The sequence below is a fragment of the Chamaesiphon sp. VAR_48_metabat_135_sub genome (genome assembly GCF_031418915.1).
Taxonomy (GTDB): Bacteria; Cyanobacteriota; Cyanobacteriia; order Cyanobacteriales; family Chamaesiphonaceae; genus Chamaesiphon.
This window is the reverse complement of record NZ_JANOJV010000205.1, coordinates 1-17,350: the sequence shown is the minus strand read 5'-3', so window position 1 is coordinate 17,350 and position 17,350 is coordinate 1. Positions and strand designations below refer to the sequence as shown.

The 17,350-nt window shown below is 44.0% G+C and carries 15 protein-coding genes; 8 read left to right on the top strand and 7 right to left on the bottom strand.

Annotated elements, in window-relative coordinates; genetic code table 11:
* A partial coding sequence (gene psaB, locus RMO55_RS14810) for a photosystem I core protein PsaB (RefSeq protein WP_310427673.1) occupies nucleotides 1–2,010 on the bottom strand: 2,010 nt, incomplete at its 3' end.
* A gap of 192 nt (nucleotides 2,011–2,202) precedes the next feature.
* Nucleotides 2,203–4,455, bottom strand: a complete 2,253-nt coding sequence (gene psaA, locus RMO55_RS14805; RefSeq protein ID WP_310427671.1) for a photosystem I core protein PsaA — start codon at nucleotides 4,453–4,455, stop codon at nucleotides 2,203–2,205.
* Nucleotides 4,456–5,182: 727 nt separating this feature from the next.
* On the opposite strand from psaA, the gene RMO55_RS14800 reads away from it, so the two are divergent.
* The 4 genes from RMO55_RS14800 (at nucleotide 5,183) to RMO55_RS14785 (ending at nucleotide 8,214) form a co-directional block, all read left to right on the top strand.
* Entirely contained in the window at nucleotides 5,183–6,739 is a 1,557-nt protein-coding gene (locus tag RMO55_RS14800) for a hypothetical protein (protein WP_310427669.1), read from the top strand.
* Nucleotides 6,729–7,601: a fructosamine kinase family protein gene (locus RMO55_RS14795; protein WP_310427667.1), complete on the top strand. Its 873-nt coding sequence runs from the start codon at nucleotides 6,729–6,731 to the stop codon at nucleotides 7,599–7,601. The genes RMO55_RS14800 and RMO55_RS14795 overlap by 11 nt, the downstream gene beginning before the upstream one ends.
* 68 nt (nucleotides 7,602–7,669) lie before the next feature.
* Nucleotides 7,670–8,008 carry a hypothetical protein gene (locus RMO55_RS14790; RefSeq protein ID WP_310427665.1) on the top strand — a complete coding sequence of 113 codons (339 nt, stop codon included), beginning with the start codon at nucleotides 7,670–7,672 and terminating at the stop codon, nucleotides 8,006–8,008.
* 2 nt (nucleotides 8,009–8,010) lie between these two features.
* A complete protein-coding gene (locus RMO55_RS14785; protein ID WP_310427664.1) occupies nucleotides 8,011–8,214 on the top strand; it encodes a hypothetical protein in 204 nt (67 codons plus the stop codon).
* 210 nt (nucleotides 8,215–8,424) lie between these two features.
* On the opposite strand, the gene lepB is transcribed toward RMO55_RS14785, so the two are convergent.
* Together lepB and RMO55_RS14775 are read right to left on the bottom strand one after the other, a co-directional pair.
* Nucleotides 8,425–9,030 (bottom strand): signal peptidase I, encoded by a 606-nt coding sequence (lepB, locus tag RMO55_RS14780; protein WP_310427662.1) that lies wholly within the window; start codon nucleotides 9,028–9,030, stop codon nucleotides 8,425–8,427.
* A 129-nt stretch (nucleotides 9,031–9,159) separates the two neighbouring features.
* Nucleotides 9,160–9,930: an MlaE family lipid ABC transporter permease subunit gene (locus tag RMO55_RS14775; RefSeq protein ID WP_310427660.1), complete on the bottom strand. Its 771-nt coding sequence runs from the start codon at nucleotides 9,928–9,930 to the stop codon at nucleotides 9,160–9,162.
* 158 nt (nucleotides 9,931–10,088) lie between these two features.
* Here RMO55_RS14775 and glmU point away from each other — a divergent pair, with 158 nt between their 5' ends.
* Nucleotides 10,089–11,447 (top strand): bifunctional UDP-N-acetylglucosamine diphosphorylase/glucosamine-1-phosphate N-acetyltransferase GlmU, encoded by a 1,359-nt coding sequence (gene glmU, locus RMO55_RS14770; protein WP_310427659.1) that lies wholly within the window; start codon nucleotides 10,089–10,091, stop codon nucleotides 11,445–11,447.
* Nucleotides 11,448–11,617: 170 nt separating this feature from the next.
* Here the strand turns inward: glmU and RMO55_RS14765 are convergent, their stop codons facing one another.
* Nucleotides 11,618–11,938 (bottom strand): hypothetical protein, encoded by a 321-nt coding sequence (locus tag RMO55_RS14765; RefSeq protein WP_310427657.1) that lies wholly within the window; start codon nucleotides 11,936–11,938, stop codon nucleotides 11,618–11,620.
* Nucleotides 11,939–12,513: 575 nt separating this feature from the next.
* Between RMO55_RS14765 and RMO55_RS14760 the strand changes: the two genes are divergently transcribed.
* The gene (locus RMO55_RS14760) at nucleotides 12,514–13,695 is read left to right on the top strand and encodes an MFS transporter (protein ID WP_310427656.1); all 1,182 of its coding nucleotides are present in this window, start codon (nucleotides 12,514–12,516) and stop codon (nucleotides 13,693–13,695) included.
* Between the two features lie 49 nt (nucleotides 13,696–13,744).
* Entirely contained in the window at nucleotides 13,745–14,650 is a 906-nt protein-coding gene (truB, locus tag RMO55_RS14755; protein ID WP_310427655.1) for a tRNA pseudouridine(55) synthase TruB, read from the top strand.
* 314 nt (nucleotides 14,651–14,964) lie between these two features.
* Here truB and RMO55_RS14750 read toward each other — a convergent pair whose 3' ends face one another.
* Together RMO55_RS14750 and RMO55_RS14745 are read right to left on the bottom strand one after the other, a co-directional pair.
* A complete protein-coding gene (locus tag RMO55_RS14750; protein ID WP_310427654.1) occupies nucleotides 14,965–15,825 on the bottom strand; it encodes a restriction endonuclease in 861 nt (286 codons plus the stop codon).
* 230 nt (nucleotides 15,826–16,055) lie between these two features.
* Entirely contained in the window at nucleotides 16,056–16,322 is a 267-nt protein-coding gene (locus tag RMO55_RS14745) for a hypothetical protein (RefSeq protein ID WP_310427652.1), read from the bottom strand.
* A gap of 259 nt (nucleotides 16,323–16,581) precedes the next feature.
* Between RMO55_RS14745 and RMO55_RS14740 the strand changes: the two genes are divergently transcribed.
* On the top strand, nucleotides 16,582–17,350 hold a 769-nt coding region (locus tag RMO55_RS14740; RefSeq protein WP_310427651.1), incomplete at its 3' end, for a DNA gyrase subunit A.

Here is a 17,350-nt window from a genome sequence, read left to right as displayed (position 1 = left end):
CCAGCTAATTAAGAACATAAAGCCAGTCGCCCAGACGAGGTGTCCGAAGAGGAACATCCATGCCCATACAGACAGGTTGTTCATCCCGTAAGGGTTGTAACCGTTAATTAACTGTGAGGAGTTCTGCCAGAGGTAATCGCGGAACCAACCCATTAAATAAGTCGAGGACTCATTAAATTGGGCAACGTTTCCTTGCCAAATACCGAGGTGCTTCCAGTGCCAGTAGAATGTTACCCACCCTAAGGTGTTGAGCATCCAGAACATCGCTAGGTAGAAAGAATCCCAACCAGAGATGTCACAAGTACCACCACGACCTGGGCCGTCACAAGGGAAGGCATAGCCGAAGTCTTTCTTGTCGGGCATTAATTTGGAACCACGTGCATCTAACGCACCTTTGACCAAGATCAAAGTAGTGGTGTGGAGTCCTAACGCGATCGCATGGTGGACTAAGAAGTCACCAGGACCGATCGTTAAGAACAGGGAGTTCTTATCAGAGTTAATTCCTTCCAACCAACCAGGTAACCAAACATCTGCGTAGTTTGGATAGGCGGTGTAAGCAACGCTGTCTGGATTAGATAGCAACACGTCAAAACCATACAATAGTTTGCCATGTGCTGCTTGAATCCACTGTGCGAACACAGGTTCGATCAAGATTTGTTTTTCAGGGGTACCAAAGGCAACTACGACATCATTATGAACGTAGAGACCGAGAGTATGGAAACCCAAGAACAGAGACACCCAGCTCAAGTGGGAAATAATAGCCTCTTTGTGCTCTAGCATCCGTGCTAGAACGTTGTCGCGATTTTGCTCTGGATCGTAGTCACGAACCCAGAAAATCGCACCGTGAGCAAATGCACCAACCATCAAGAATCCAGCAATATACTGGTGATGAGTGTAAAGTGCCGCTTGGGTAGTGAAATCCTGTGCCAAGAACGCGTAGGGAGGCATGGAGTACATGTGTTGAGCTACCAAAGAAGTAACTACACCTAATGAAGCCAGTGCCAAACCTAATTGGAAGTGCAAGGAGTTGTTCACAGTGTCGTAAAGACCTTTGTGACCAGCACCCATTTTTCCACTTGGAGCGCGGTGAGCATTGAGGATATCCTTGATGCTATGACCGATTCCAAAGTTAGTCCGATACATATGCCCAGCAACGATAAATAATACCGCGATTGCTAGGTGATGGTGCGCCATATCAGTCAACCACAAGGATTGAGTCTGAGGATGGAAACCACCCAAGAAAGTCAAGATTGCTGTTCCAGATCCTTGGGCTGTGCCAAAGACTTGTTGAGCTGTATCAGGATTTTCTGCATATACACCCCAGTTTCCGGTGAAGAAGGGGGTTAACCCTGCGGGGTGAGGTAAAGTACTGAGGAAGTTATCCCAACCAACGTGCTGACCGCGAGATTCGGGGATTGCAACGTGGACTAAGTGACCAGTCCAAGCAAGTGAACTAACACCAAACAAACCAGCTAAGTGGTGGTTGAGGCGAGATTCAGCATTCTTGAACCAGGACAAGCTGGGTCGGAATTTAGGTTGAAGGTGCAACCAACCAGCAAACAGCATGACTGAAGCAAGGATGAGTAAGAAGATCGAACCCATGTACAAGTCATCGTTTGACCGCATCCCTTGCGTATACCACCACTGATATACACCGGAATATGCAATATTGACTGGATTGGACGCGCCCGCTTGGGTAAAGGCATCAACTGCTGGTTTACCGAAGTGGGGATCCCAAATCGCGTGAGCGATCGGACTGACGTTCAGCGGATCTTTGATCCACTGTTCAAAGTTGCCTTGCCAAGCTACGTGGAACAGGTTACCAGAAGCCCAGAGGAAGATAATGCCTAGATGACCGAAGTGAGTTGCGAAAATCTTTTGGTAAAGATTTTCCTCAGTCATTCCATCATGGCTTTCAAAGTCGTGAGCCGTGGCGATCCCGTACCAGATCCGCCGGGTGGTTGGATCTTGCGCGAGGTCTTGGCTAAATTTGGGGAATTTAGTTGCCATAGTTTTCTTATCGGGTTTCCTCGCTGACAGACGAGATGATTACAGTTGGCGCGAATGCTAACTGCAACCTTCTGGTATGGCATTAATTAGCATTAATTATGTTGCTGCCGAACCCAGAGGTCCAGATTCGGTCAGTAGCGACAATTGATTGTTGCCAATTAATTATCGCTACTGAATCGAGACATCGATCCTTTAACCGATCGAGATCGATCGAGCTAGGAAGAATGCCCAGGTAGTAGCAATACCTCCGAGGAGATAGTGAGCTACACCTACCGCACGACCCTGAATAATACTCAGAGCGCGAGGTTGAATTGCTGGTCCAAAGTTGAGCTTGTTGTGTGCCCAAACGATCGACTCGATTAATTCTTGCCAGTAGCCGCGACCACTGAACAGGAACATCAAGCTGAACGCCCAGATAAAGTGCGCACCCAAGAAGATCAAACCGTAGGCAGACAATGCCGAACCGTAGGAGTTGATAACCTGAGAAGCTTGCGCCCACAGGAAGTCACGCAACCAACCATTGATTGTCGTCGCACTAGCTGCAAAGTTGCCGCCAGTAACGTGAGATACAGTACCATCAGGCGATACAGTACCCCAGACATCCGACTGCATTTTCCAACTAAAGTGGAATAAGACAACGGAGAGGGAGTTGTACATCCAGAACAGACCGAGGAAGACGTGATCCCAACCAGAAACTTGGCAGGTACCACCACGACCAGGACCGTCGCAAGGGAAGCGGAAGCCCAGACTAGCTTTATCGGGGATTAACCGAGAGCTACGAGCAAACAAGACACCTTTAAGGAGAATGAGGACGGTGACATGAATTGTGAAAGCATGGATGTGGTGAACCATAAAGTCCGCCGTGCCCAGTACGATCGGCATCATTGCCACTTTGCCACCGACAGCGAGAGTATCACCACCGAAAGCGAGACTAGCAGTTTGCAATGCGTTTGGAGCAGTGTTTCCGGCAGCAGCAGTGTGCAGACCTTGAACCCACTGAGCAAATACAGGTTGCAATTGGATTGCTTTGTCAGAGAACATGTCTTGGGGGCGACCCAAGGCTTGCATGGTGTCGTTATGGATATACAGACCGAAGCTGTGGAAACCTAAGAACATTGACACCCAGTTCAGATGGGAAATAATTGCATCGCGGTGACGCAACATCCGATCGAGTAGGTTGTTCTGGTTCATTGCAGGGTCGTAATCCCGAACCATGAAGATTGCTGCGTGAGCAGCACCGCCAACGATACAGAAACCGCCAATCCACATGTGATGTGTAAATAACGATAGCTGAGTCGCAAAGTCAGTTGCTTGATAAGGGTAGGGAGGCATCGCATACATGTGTTGTGCCACGATGATGCTCAAAGATCCCATCAATGCCAAGTTAACTGCTAACTGAGCGTGCCAAGAAGTAGTCATTACTTCATACAGACCTTTATGACCTTCGCCAGTAAAGGGACCTCTATGATTTTCTAAGATTTCCTTCATACTGTGACCGATGCCCCAGTTCGTGCGGTACATATGACCAGCAACGATGAATAGCACCGCAATTGCTAAGTGATGGTGAGCCTGATCGGATAACCATAGACCGCCAGTAGTAGGGTTGAGACCGCCTTTGAAGGTGAGGAAGTCTGCATATTCTGCCCAATTCAATGTAAAGAAGGGGGTCAGACCCTTAGCAAAACTGGGATACAGTTCAGCCATCTTGGTTGCATCCAAGAACTCGTGGGGTAATGGAATATCTTTTGCAGCTACACCAGAGTCCAGCAGCTTGTTAATAGGTAAAGATACGTGGATTTGGTGACCTGCCCAACTAAGAGATCCCAAACCTAATAAACCAGCTAAGTGATGGTTCATCATCGACTCGACATTCTGGAACCATTCCAGTTTGGGAGCGCGTTTATGATAGTGGAACCAACCAGCAAAGAGCATTAGACCAGCCATGACGAGCGCGCCAATAGCCGTGCAATATAACTGGAAGGAGTTGGTGAAACCTGCGCCTCTCCACATTTGGAACAGACCGGAGGTAATTTGAATCCCGTGGAAACCACCACCAACATCGGCGTTGAGGATGTCTTGACCGACAACCGACCAGACGACTTGGGCACTGGGTTTGATTCCAGTGGGGTTAGTCAGCCACGCTTCATAATTGGAGAAACGGGCACCATGGAAGTACATCCCACTCAGCCATACGAATATGACTGCTAGATGACCGAAGTGAGCACTGAAAATCTTACGCGAAACGTCTTCTAAGTCATTTGTGTGACTGTCGAAATCATGGGCGAGAGCATGAAGATTCCAAATCCATGTGGTGGTTTTTGGTCCTTTCGCTAGGGAGCGGTCGAAATGACCTGGCTTACCCCACTTCTCGAAAGAAGTAGGAACTGGATCGATGTCAACTACTACTTTTGCTTTTGCTTCCCGCTCTGGCGGACTAATTGTCATGAGGATTCTCCTCTCTAGACAAGGAACGAGGTGATACCCAACTGGGATTGTCCATTTTATGAGTAAAACGGAGCTAAAAACTTTGCTTAATTCTCTGATTCCATTGGAATGTCAAGTTTCAAGCTGCACTTGAATAAACAAAACAAGTCTGTTTAACAGTAACGCTGTTGATGAATTATAGGTTGATGACTGGTCGATATTCACCATTAGTTAACAATAATTCAAAGTCGCTTCCCAAGATGCTTGTATCGATCCTATTTCAATGGAATTGGTCTAAAAGTCAAGCTTAATAGAAAATTTTTAAATAAACTTAATAATTGCTGTAAAGCTTCTCTGACAAACGGTTTCGAGTAATTGAGACGATCGTAATCTTATGGACTTTCGTAGCGTGTCGCAATTTAGTTTCCAATCCTAGTTACATATCTACATACATACTCGTCCACATAATGTCTGTGGGGAATCGATAACAAGATGAAAATTACTGCAAAATCTCCAGATTATTTCTCAGATAAGATTTACGAAAAGTAATAATCGGTTCTTCTATCGTTTCTCGTGTCTAAGTTGGGATCGAGAATAGATGGATCGTTCAAAAACTCGCGAACCCTAGTAAAATAGGCAATGCTAACTAGTATGTGAAGCTGAGGTGAGGGTCTTGGGAGCAAATCTGAAGTGGAAATTAGTTTCTCAATTGGTGGGATCGTGTTTGGTGCTGATGCTGGCGATTGGGATGACAAGTTGTGAACAGTCTACAGCCACAACTCCAAACTTATCAGTTCCGACTGCGAGTAATTCCGCGCTAGCCACTACCGATGGGCCATTATCGGAAGTTAATACTCCAGAAAGTATCTCTAGATTAGCTCCCAGCTTAGAAAAATTTCAGCCTCAAGTTCAAATCCTCAGCCCAAAATCGGGCGAAATCTTGTCAGACGATCGAGTCACTGTCAAATTGCAAGTCAACGATCTGCCGTTATTTAAACATCCCGAATTGGGATTGGGCAATCATTTACATGTAATTCTCGATAAACAGACTTATCAGGGTGTATACGATCTGAATCAACCGTTGGTTTTTAAAAATTTAGCGGCTGGAACCCATAGTTTACGTGTATTTGCGTCTAGGGCTTGGCATGAAAGCTTCAAAAATGAAGGTGCATACGCTCAAGCGACGTTCCATGTGTTGACGAAAACTGCGGAAAATAATCCCGATCCCCAACAACCGCTACTTACATATAGTCGCCCTGCGGGTATATATAGTGCCGAGCCGATTATGTTGGATTACTATTTAACCAATGCGCCATCTCATCTGGTGGCGAATGGAAGTCAGGCGAGTTTGCCAGACTGGCGGATTCGGGTGACAGTGAACGACCAAAGATTTATACTCGATCGCTGGGCACCAATTTATCTTCAGGGCTTTAAACAGGGCAAAAACTGGGTCAGACTAGAATTAGTAGACGATCGAGGTAATCCGATGCCTAATGTCTATAACGATACTGTGGGGATGATTACTTATGACCCTCAAAATAAAGATACTCTAGCGAAACTCATTCGCGGCGAGATTAATCCCAATCTAGCGCAGACTCTGGTAGATCCTAATTATGTCACTGTAAAACCAACACCTCCGCCCATCTCCTCAGTAGCACCTATTCCTATCATTACTCCCGCACCTATTCCCGCACCGATTTTACCTAGTCCGATCGTGATTGCGCCGCCACCTGTAGTTAAACCTAGCCCTAGCCCAGTAGTAGTAGCACCGATCGTTAAGACTCTACCTATCCCCAGTTCAGAACCATTTCAGACACCAGCTTTAGCACCAATAGTCGAACCATCGATCGATCCAACTCCAACACCTGCACCAGTAGTTAGTAATCCACCCCCTGAGATCGAAATAGAAAGTCCTCTTCCTGCTATTAAACCAAGCCCCGTTGCGATTCCAACTCCTGAAGTGGTGAAAAATCCGATCGAGCCAGTATTACCACCAAAACCATCTATTAAGATCGTTCCTACTCCGATAGTTACACCAAAAGTAACAATAGTAGAATCACCCCAACCACGTCAAATTCCCGCGCCAGTAATTACTCCAGTAACTCCGACAGCTCAAATAGAGAATAAAGATGAGAAAACCTGGCAAACGCAAGCAAGCGACTTATTAAAAGTAGCTGGAGTAAAAATAAGAGCATTTACGAATACTATTCCAGCCAAAGCCCAACGATTCGGGCAAAATGTTCAAATGTGGGCGGGTAATGCGATCGACAAAGTTCAAGAGTGGAGAACATCAAATGTGGAATGACATCGGGGCGCAAATTACTCAAGCCACAGGTAAACATTTTGAGATTATAGATCGATCTTCAATTGGTGGCGGCTGTATCAATCAAGTCTATTTGATTAGCAACAAGATCGATCGATACCTACTCAAACTCAATCAGCCTTCACTGGTGGAGATGTTTGCGGCTGAAGCTAAAGGATTGCTAGAAATAGCTGCAACAGCAACGATTAAAGTACCAACACCGATCTGTTGGGGTGTGAGTAAAGATTGTAGTTATTTGGCGATCGAATATCTGGATTTGACAACCACCGTTAATCCTCAAAGCTGGACAGAAATGGGACGCAATCTCGCCAAGATGCACCGTCACCAGATTAGTACTCAATCTCAATTTGGCTGGCATATTAATAACACGATCGGATCGACACCCCAAATTAATACTTGGGAAAACGATTGGGCGACATTTTTCACTAACCACCGCATCGGCTATCAGATCCAGCTCGCACAAAGTAAAGGCGGTCATTTTCCCAAAGCCGATCGATTAATCGCCAAAATTCCCGATTTGCTAGCCAATTATCGCCCTAAACCTTCCCTCGTACATGGCGATCTGTGGAGTGGAAATGCTAGCTTTACAACTGCTGGTATTCCCGTCATATTTGACCCTGCAACCTACTGGGGCGATCGAGAAGTTGATGTTGCTATGGCAGCACTGTTTGGTGGCTTTCCGAACGCTTTTTACCAGGGCTACAATGATGTTTACCCCCTAGATCCTGACTACTCAATTCGTAAGACTTTATACGACCTTTATCACATTCTCAACCATTACAACTTATTTGGTGGGAACTATCAAGGACAGGCAAATAATACGATCGATCGATTATTATGGTAGTTCCTTAATTAAAGCCAAACCCGATCCAGTAAAATATAAAATTAATTTATAGCTAAATCGATCTGTCAATGGCTAAATTACCCGATCCAGTCATCTCGAATATTTTTGTCATCCAACGTACAATCATTGAATGCCTTGATTCTACTACTGCAACTGAGTTCAGATTATTTGAGCGGATGGGTGAAACCGCTGAAACCTTACCAGAACTCGAAGAACTCCAGAATATCAAGGAGAAGCTCAGATCTAAATACTTTAGGCTTTATAACCTGCTATTAAGAATCGCGGAGTCTCAGCCCATTGCCTCTGAAGATATGTTAATTTTATTATATCGGTCGATTGATTCAACCGAAGCTTCCTTAGATGCTAGCATTGCCAGCCTGCAAGAGATCCAACGTAATTGGAACTAGTTATGAACGACCAATTTAGAATTCCCGATCCTGAAACTAGAGCAAAATCGATCGCCAGCCTAAAAGCAGCTAGTCGGCTATTAGATTTATCTAATTTACAATTAGATGAAGCAATCGCATTTGTAGAAAAAAATTTACGAGAACAACATCGAGCTAGATTGCTGTACAAAGCAAACTCGATTCCAACAAATAAAATTGAGAGCTGATTTCGATCGATTACGATGCTAGTAACTACCTCCATTGTGATAGTTAAACACTATTTGCACTACTCTATAGGTAGGTAGGTGCGATTATTTACAAAATAGATTATGCCTGAAACCTAGCTGGTGGGCACTGCCCACCCTACGCTCTAACTGTTCAGATCTTTCTATCATCCATACCTATCGATTGTAGAGCCTACCTTAGTTAATCGTTAGTTATTGATAGTCTGGTTGTGGATTGATGCCACCTGCACGATCTATCGGCCAATACCGAACTACCGCTTTACCAACAATTTTATTTTTAGGTACAAAGCCCCAATAGTGACTATCATAGCTATTGTTGCGGTTGTCGCCCAATACCAGATAATGATCTTTTGGTACAATACCATCAGAAACTAATGTATTGCTACTCCAACTATAGTTAGGAGCTTCATCAATATATTTTTCGGAGATTGCTTTCTCATTGATGTAAACTTTACCGTTTTTAACCTCAATACGCTCTCCTGGTAAACCGATTACTCGTTTGATAAAATTCTCCTTTGGTTTGTTTTCAGCATCTAATTCTTTTTCTAATTGGACTGGAGGTTTAAAAACAACAATATCCCCACGAACTGGATTAGAAAACCGATAACTAATTTTATCTATCATTAGTTTATCGTTGATTTGTAGTGTAGGCAACATGGAGCCAGAAGGAATATAACAAGCCTCGGTAATGGCTGTCCGTATTCCAAAGGCAAAGACTACGCTCAATCCAAGTGTTTTGAGGGTTTCAATCAATGGATTTTCGACTTTAGATTTAGATTTAGGTTGTTTGGAACTCATAATATAAAAACACACAATATAAACAAATAAACTGACGTATCCACATTAGTTTTGTTTCTGATTGCTAGGCAGTTCAGTTCGAGCTAAGGGAATGGCTCGATGTCAGTTGCGAAGAATATGAAAATTCACCTACATTGCTTTAGAGACAGCACTACCAGAACCTTGAAACATCAGCCAAGATAGAAAAAAGTTAGAGATAAAAATAGCTAACAAAGAAGTGACAACAGCCGTAGTTGTTGATTGTCCGACTCCTTTGGCACCGCCTGTCGTCGTCAAGCCCCAACTACAACCGATAATCGCAATCAACGCACCAAAACAAACTGCTTTAATCGGTGCAGTACAAAGATCCCAGGCATCCAAGAAATTGCGAGCTGAGTCCAAAAATACTCGTCCCGGCATCCCATAAACACTAGTCGCAATTAGTAATCCGCCTAACATTCCTGCAACGATCGATAAAATGGTTAGTAACGGTAACATCACGCAGCAAGCGATCACGCGAGGAATTACTAAATAATCCACCGGATCTGTTTTGAGAATATACAGCGCATCAATTTGTTCGCTAACTTTCATCGTCCCAATTTCCGCCGCAAACGCCGAACCAACCTTCCCCGCTAATACTACCGCAGTCAGGACAGGTGCGAGTTCGCGCGTGAGTGTTAGGGATAGAACTCCCCCGACAACTTGTCCAGCACCAATATTAATAAATTCCCGCGCCACCTGAATTGTAAATACCATCCCAACTGTAGTGGAGATCAATAGCGCGATTAGTAATGATTCTGGCCCAACCAAAGCCATTTGCTCCAGAATATTGGGATAGTTAAATTTACCTTTGAGAATGTGGACTATCGTTTGTCCACCTAAGAAAATGGCTGCAATAAACCGTTTGAACCATAAACTCATATTAAATTAGGGATTAGGGATTAGGAGTTGGGGATGAGGAGATCGAGTGTAAAAATTATCTCTATGGCAAACTATGCGCGATCTATTGCATCCATACCTCAAACAATGGGGTATTTTAAGAGAGGCGTGTTTAGTTTCCTTCAGTAGTAGTCATATTTATGGTAGCAGTAGCAATTCTAGCAGCGGGCAAGGGCACGCGAATGAGATCGGACTTACCCAAAGTATTACACTTACTGGGAGGACGATCGCTCGTCGAACGGGTACTGATTAGTTGTGCGGATCTTCAACCAGAACGACAACTGGCGATCGTCGGTTATCAAGCCGATCGAGTCAAGCAAGCCATGCTCCATTATCCCGATTTGGAGTTTGTCGAGCAAGCGCAACAACTGGGAACGGGACATGCAGTCCAGCAATTACTGCCCCATCTGGCTGATTTTACGGGAGATTTACTCGTACTAAATGGAGATGTTCCGCTCCTCCGTCCCGAAACGCTCAAAGCACTCTTACAGACCCACCAACAGCATCAAAATGCGGCAACCATACTAACAGCCCAAATCCCCAATCCCCAAGGTTACGGGCGGGTATTTTGTGATAGTAGCGATCTACTCAAAGAAATTATCGAAGATCGGGATTGTACCGACATACAACGTCAAAATCGGCGGGTGAATGCGGGGATATATTGCTTTAATTGGCAGAAACTCCAGGAAGTCTTACCCAAATTGCAAAGCAATAACGATCAGCAGGAATATTACATCACCGATGCGGTTAATTTCCTGTCCCCAGTGATGGTATATGATGTACCCGATTATCAAGAGATTTTGGGCATTAACGATCGCCGTCAATTAGCTACTGCTTATCAGATTATCCAATCGCGAATTAAAGATAATTGGATGGCGGCGGGGGTGACAATCATCGATCCTGACAGCGTGACAATCGACGATACTGTCAAGATTGGTGTCGATGCAATTATCGAACCCCAAACTCATCTACGTGGCGATACCACCATCGGTATCGGTAGCCGCATCGGACCTGGTAGTCTAATTGAAAATAGTCATGTCGGTAGTAATGTCAGAGTACTCCACTCGGTTATCATCGATAGCTCGATCGGTCACAATGCTAATATTGGACCGTTTGCCCATATCCGTCAACATGTACAGGTAGGCGAATATTGTCGGGTAGGTAACTTTGTCGAGTTGAAAAAAACGACCCTCGGTGACAATACTAACGTCGCTCATTTGTCATATATCGGTGATGCGATTGTTGGCAAACAAGTTAATATCGGTGCGGGGACAATTACCGTTAATTATGATGGTAAAAACAAACATCAAACCACCATCGGTAGTTTTACACGGATTGGTTCTAATAATACCCTCGTCGCACCCCTAAATATTGGGGTCGAAGTGACAACAGCCGCAGGTTCGACAATTGTAAATGATGTGCCAGATGACTGTCTAGCGATCGCTCGATCTCATCAGACAATTAAATCTGGTTGGCGACCAAAATGGCACCAAGAATAACTATCCAGATAATAGCTGTAAGTAGGTCTCGATCGAGGTCGGTTCATTATTCTAACTGGATTTCGACCGGAAAGTTGCAGCTAGAACCTACCTCTTTCTTAACCGATGAGCGAATCGAAAGTTTGGGTTGGCAGATGGAACCCAACTGATTGATGTAAATTGTCACCAAGCTAAACATCCCGATTGTAGGAACCCCCGATCGAGCTGACACTATTGAAGCAAAAATCGGCACCGATCGAGCACCAAAACCATAGTGCGAGTAAAAAAATCTTGCTAACTTCAATTATTAACGGTGACGATGCTTGAATGCAGATTGATGGTGTAGGATCGACGAAAGATATAGAATCACTAACAATCGGAAATACTCGGTCTCGATCGGGTACGATCCTCAGCAGACTCGACCCTCCAAACCCCTTACCAGTAGGGAATGTTTGTTCGATCGGAGAACTTTTGGCAAAGGAAGACAGTCTCAAATAGTGAGGTCGTAGCATAAGTTATTAACAGGTATCAGCAACAAATCGGGGTGGGGTATTAGAAATCGTGTGGATAGGCTAAACCAGTAAAATATGCTGTATTAACCTTTCACTTTGTGGCTCTAGTTAACTTGAGACTCAGCTCATTCATCTCTAGATGAGATACACAAGTCAATCGTGTAAACGTTAGTAGGTCTAGGATTGCCAACTATACCTGGAGAAGTAAAGTATTATATTTGTGGAAATTATGCTTTCGTTGAACTTAGTCTAATTCAAACTGACATAACGATCGATCCGAAAATTCCCCGATCTATCAAAACCAATTTTGGCATCAGATCCGTGATAACACTTAAGTTAAGGACAATCGCCTGTAAAAACAGTAATAAACTCGATCGATTCTCCCAGATACCAGCAAATACAGTGCGATTGAACCGATATCTTTTCTAGTATTAGTCCGCGCATCATCCTGACTATGCACGATTGATGGCGACTTCAGTCGCTAGCTAATCGGTGGCTTAACCTGCGCGTACCATATTGATATCCTAACAGCAAATTCAGCCAGCTTTCTCGTTTAATTCTCTAACCCGAACCCAATGAATCGTAGCTTCTGGATTATTGCCCTAATTAATTTCATCAACTCACTGAGTTTTACGATCCTCATCCCCACGATTTATCAATATGGACGGGAGTTTCATCTAAGTGATATTGAAACTAGCTTTCTATTTGCAATATTTTCGATCGCCCAATTCTTTGCTACTCCAATTATTGGTAAATTATCCGACAGATTTGGGCGAAGACCACTACTAATTATTAGTTTAGCTGGAACAGTTATTGGTAATCTTTTAGCAGGCACAGCACCCAATGCAATGGTGTTGTTTTTTGCTCGTTTTCTTGATGGAGTCACAGGCGGGAATATCTCAGTTGCTCAAGCAGTTATTTCTGATGTTACAATTCCAGCAAATCGAGCTAAAGGTTTTGGAATATTTGGAGCATCATTAGGCTTGGGGTTTGTAATGGGGCCAGTTTTGAGTTTAGTTGCCCAACAAAGATCGTTAGGTACCGCATTTTTGGTGTCATCGGCATTTGCCGCGATCGCTTTAGTTTTGACAATATTTTTTTTACCAGAAACGTTGCAAACAAAGGTGGACAATCGTATAAACATTTTTGACTTGGGCTTGCGCGATTTAGTTAAAGGATTAACATTTCCCAAGCTGGGAATTTTGTTTATCATTAACCTCTGCGTTGGCACGACATTTACTCTATTCACATTTGCCTTTCAGCCCTATTATTTGAAAGTTTTACATCAAGATACTAAATCTCTGACATTATTGTTTTTTGCAATTGGTATCGTGGGAGTTGTGGTGCAGCTTCAAGGCGTAAAACTGATGACCAAATACATGAGTTTAGTTAAGATTCTATTTTTTGGATTATTTTTTCGGAGTCTATCATTTGTGTTGATGCCAGTCATTCCTGATATTCATTTCTTTCTAGGTATCAGTATTATCTTCTCGTTATTCAACTCACTAGTTCAGCCCATGATTAGTACATTAATTTCGCTGAATACCAGTCCAGAAGAGCAAGGGAAAATGTCTGGCTTAAATGCTTCATATTTGAGTGCCGCTAATGGTATCGGCCCTGTCATTGCTGGGTTGATGGTAGACCAAAGAAATCCTTCGACCTATGGTTATCCATTATATCTAGCAGGTATCTGTACATTTATTGTATTGTTTTTTGCCGTTCGCAATCGTCGCAAATATACACCTAAAATGGTCTAAAGATAAGTATATAATGCAAAACTTGATATCAATCTAAAACCTAAAACCTGTGGACGGATTTATCAATTTAAAGAAATTACCAGGCTGGACTTCCCACGATTGTGTGGCAAAAGTACGGCGGATTCTCAATACCAAAAAAGTCGGACATGGAGGGACATTAGATCCTGCAGCGGTGGGAGTCTTGCCGATCGCGATCGGCCAAGCCACTCGACTATTACAATATTTACCAGCAGGGAAGGCATATCGAGCGGTAATTCGGTTGGGTGTAGAAACTACTACCGACGATCTCGCAGGAGAGATTATCTACTCCGAGCCAGTATCAGATCTAACCATCGAACAGATCCAAGCAGCACTTCCCAAATTTATCGGTGAGATCGTCCAAACTCCGCCGATGTATAGTGCGATTCAAGTAAATGGACAGAGATTGTATAAGCTAGCACGTGCAGGAGAGGTGATCGATGTACCTACCCGTCAGGTAAATATTCAGAGTATCGATATTCTCAATTGGACACCAGGGGATTTCCCTGAAGTTGAGGTGCAGATTGCTTGTGGTGGCGGGACATATATTCGATCGATCGCCCGCGATTTGGGCGTTAAACTAGGCACGAAAGGTGTTTTAGCCTTTTTAGAACGAAATGCTAGTTGTGGCTTTCAGTTACCAGATAGCATTACTCTAGAAGAGCTGGAACAACAGCAGCAAGCAGGTACCTTTACGCCGATTCTACCCGATCGAGGATTAGCTGATTTACCCGCAGTTATACTGACTGATGCAGAGCTGGTGAAATTTTGGAGTCAAGGGAAACGTTTACCTGTTAGCAGCATTAAAATAACACCCGTAAATTCAGATTTGAATGGTTACTTCAAGGTTATTAGTGAAGATCGGTGCTTGGGTATTGGCGAGATTAAATCGATCGAGGGACAATATTTATTAGTCCCACAGGCAGTACTGATGTAAAGTTCCTGAAAGAGTTTGGTATGGATTTTGCGGATACTGATTTTACCTCTCTCTTCACTGACTTTTGTCAGTCAACCAGGTTTCAAACACCTGCTATTACTGAGATCCAAAATACTCACAGTGAAGCTTTACATCAAGCTGCGGTTGAACCTGTGCTAATAACTACGAGCATTTAATCAACAGACTGGCGCGGTTAGAAGATTTAGAGATCGATCAGCAAGCTCAAACCAATCTCGCAACCTCCAGAATGGTTGGTACAGAAATTTTTACAGCAGAACTCCACCGTTTGGCTGCGCTGTAAGTTTCCATTTTACTTAAATCTTCGCGAACCAATTAATATCTACCTCAATAGATTCAACCATCTCAATTTTAACACCAAGCCCTAACTCTTTTAGTCTTTGGACTAACTGCTCTCCATCAATTAAATCGATTGGTGGTGCGCCATCTCTTGTCGCTTCTTTGATCGCATCTCTAGTAAAAGTCCCCGTTGTAATAAATAGCCCTTTATCGGTACGCCCCTGCATAGCCCCTCGAAAATCTCTGATGTGACTAGAAGAAACAGATCCTTGATAACGTTTGCATTGAAATAAAACATGGAAACTCAAGAAACCGTTGATTCTGGCAATTCCTACTCCGTCAATACCACCATCGCCAGATTTTCCTGTTACCTGCACTTGAACGAAACCTGACTCTCTCAGTAGCCTTTGTGCTAGACGCTCAAAGGCATAAGGATCGAGTGATAACAATAGCTTGTGAAGTTGCTGATGCCATGCTAGTTCTTCTGTAATTTCAATAGGCTCAACAGTTTCTTCTAAAGTACCTGTCTGTATAACTTTAGATTTTTCAGATTCTCGAACGGCTCTGACTATCTCTTTTCGGTCTAATTTTTTAATGTCTACAGATGTTGATACTAAAGACCAAACGCCGCGACCTGAATTTTCGACAAGTCCGTACTTTTTTAGATACGTTCGACTCCAGCTAAGTCTATATTTAACTTCACTCTGTGATGTGTTGCCATGCAAAATCTCTAGCACCTCATCAGACAAATTTAGAATTTGAACAACCTGTTCATATATCTCTTCTGTTGTGCCAGATCCACCCAATGTTTGCAAAGCTTGGATTGTCGGTATCAACATTGAGTCGAATGTTGGAAGTACAGAATTAGACTTTTTCATAGACTAAGGCAAGAGCTGATGTTCTGAGGTGAGTAATATCGATCGCTTACGCATGTTCTCATATTTAGGACAAATTTTTTAGGGTAGGTTGGGTTGCGGATGCGCTCCGGTCGGGTTTCCCGACCATGGAAGCGCACCAAGCAGAAGAATGAAACCCAACATTTCTAGGATATTAGCGTGTTGAGGTTGGGTTGCGCTCAAGCAACCCAACCTACAATTTTTTGTGGTTTTTAACCCCCTGTTAGGTGTGTCAGAATAGTGTCGATTTTTCCATTTAATTCATTACTGAGAGCATCAATTTTACTATTCATCTCAGCTCTGAGAGTATTAATCTCGCTCTTAATTTCACTGGTATCCGCATTCACCCGTTCAAAAGCTCTGGCAAATTCCTGTGGTGAGATTTGGGTATCCTCTAACCGTTCTACCCGTCTGTTTAGATGCCCAAATCGTCGATCCATCTCTGTCCTGAAATCGTCAGGTTCTCTAGCTTGTGTCATACTTGGTAATAGATATTTTGATTGTGAGGCTATTAGCCTCTAGATGTCCCCGTTAGTTTGGTCGCTGGCGGGGATATCTTATTTTAAGACATAATTTAGTGGCAACCCTGCTTGACTCGATCCGGATGTTGAATTAATCTTCCACCCCCTTACCCAGCAAACCGTTCAGCCTCAACAACTAGCGTCCCCTGTGGCTCCCAAAATGTGATAAAATTGAACTAACGAAACAGTACAATTAGCAGGCTGGACGGAGCATTTAATGACTACTTCCCAAGAGCGGATTATCCCCACAGATCTACGAACTGAGATGTCTAGCTCTTACCTAGAATACGCCATGAGCGTAATCGTAGGGCGAGCACTTCCCGATGCACGAGATGGTTTGAAACCAGTCCACCGCCGCATCTTGTATGCGATGCACGAATTGGGTTTGACAGCAGATCGACCTTTCAGAAAGTGTGCGCGGGTAGTCGGGGAAGTGCTGGGTAAATACCATCCTCACGGTGATACAGCGGTGTATGACGCGCTGGTGCGGATGGCGCAAGATTTTTCGATGCGAAATCCGTTGATTAACGGACATGGTAACTTTGGTTCGGTGGATAACGATCCACCTGCGGCGATGCGGTATACCGAGTGTCGGTTGCAAGCTTTGACGATGGAAGCGGTGTTGCGAGACATTGAGGCGGAGACGGTTGACTTTGCGGATAACTTTGATGGTTCGCAACAGGAGCCGACGGTATTACCTGCGCGGATTCCCCAGCTATTGCTCAATGGCTCATCGGGGATTGCGGTGGGGATGGCGACAAATATTCCGCCCCATAATTTGGGTGAGTTAATCGATGGGGTGGTGGCGTTGATTGCCAATCCTGAGATTACGGATATGGAATTGATGCAATATATCCCTGGCCCTGATTTTCCCACGGGAGCGCAGATTTTGGGAACTGGGCCGATTAAAGAGGCTTATGCGACTGGGCGCGGTTCGATTACCATGCGCGGTGTGGCGAATATTGAGACTCTTGAATATAAGGGTA

Excerpts from the sequence above, each read along its gene's own strand:
- RMO55_RS14785 (WP_310427664.1), top strand. The coding sequence starts at position 8,011 with ATGAACGACCAATTTAGAATTCCCGATCCTGAAACTAGAGCAAAATCG.
- psaA (WP_310427671.1), bottom strand. The coding sequence starts at position 4,455 with ATGACAATTAGTCCGCCAGAGCGGGAAGCAAAAGCAAAAGTAGTAGTT.
- RMO55_RS14795 (WP_310427667.1), top strand. The coding sequence starts at position 6,729 with ATGTGGAATGACATCGGGGCGCAAATTACTCAAGCCACAGGTAAACAT.
- glmU (WP_310427659.1), top strand. The coding sequence starts at position 10,089 with ATGGTAGCAGTAGCAATTCTAGCAGCGGGCAAGGGCACGCGAATGAGA.
- RMO55_RS14760 (WP_310427656.1), top strand. The coding sequence starts at position 12,514 with ATGAATCGTAGCTTCTGGATTATTGCCCTAATTAATTTCATCAACTCA.
- RMO55_RS14750 (WP_310427654.1), bottom strand. The coding sequence starts at position 15,825 with ATGAAAAAGTCTAATTCTGTACTTCCAACATTCGACTCAATGTTGATA.
- RMO55_RS14765 (WP_310427657.1), bottom strand. The coding sequence starts at position 11,938 with ATGCTACGACCTCACTATTTGAGACTGTCTTCCTTTGCCAAAAGTTCT.
- RMO55_RS14800 (WP_310427669.1), top strand. The coding sequence starts at position 5,183 with ATGACAAGTTGTGAACAGTCTACAGCCACAACTCCAAACTTATCAGTT.
- RMO55_RS14745 (WP_310427652.1), bottom strand. The coding sequence starts at position 16,322 with ATGACACAAGCTAGAGAACCTGACGATTTCAGGACAGAGATGGATCGA.
- RMO55_RS14775 (WP_310427660.1), bottom strand. The coding sequence starts at position 9,930 with ATGAGTTTATGGTTCAAACGGTTTATTGCAGCCATTTTCTTAGGTGGA.
- RMO55_RS14790 (WP_310427665.1), top strand. The coding sequence starts at position 7,670 with ATGGCTAAATTACCCGATCCAGTCATCTCGAATATTTTTGTCATCCAA.
- lepB (WP_310427662.1), bottom strand. The coding sequence starts at position 9,030 with ATGAGTTCCAAACAACCTAAATCTAAATCTAAAGTCGAAAATCCATTG.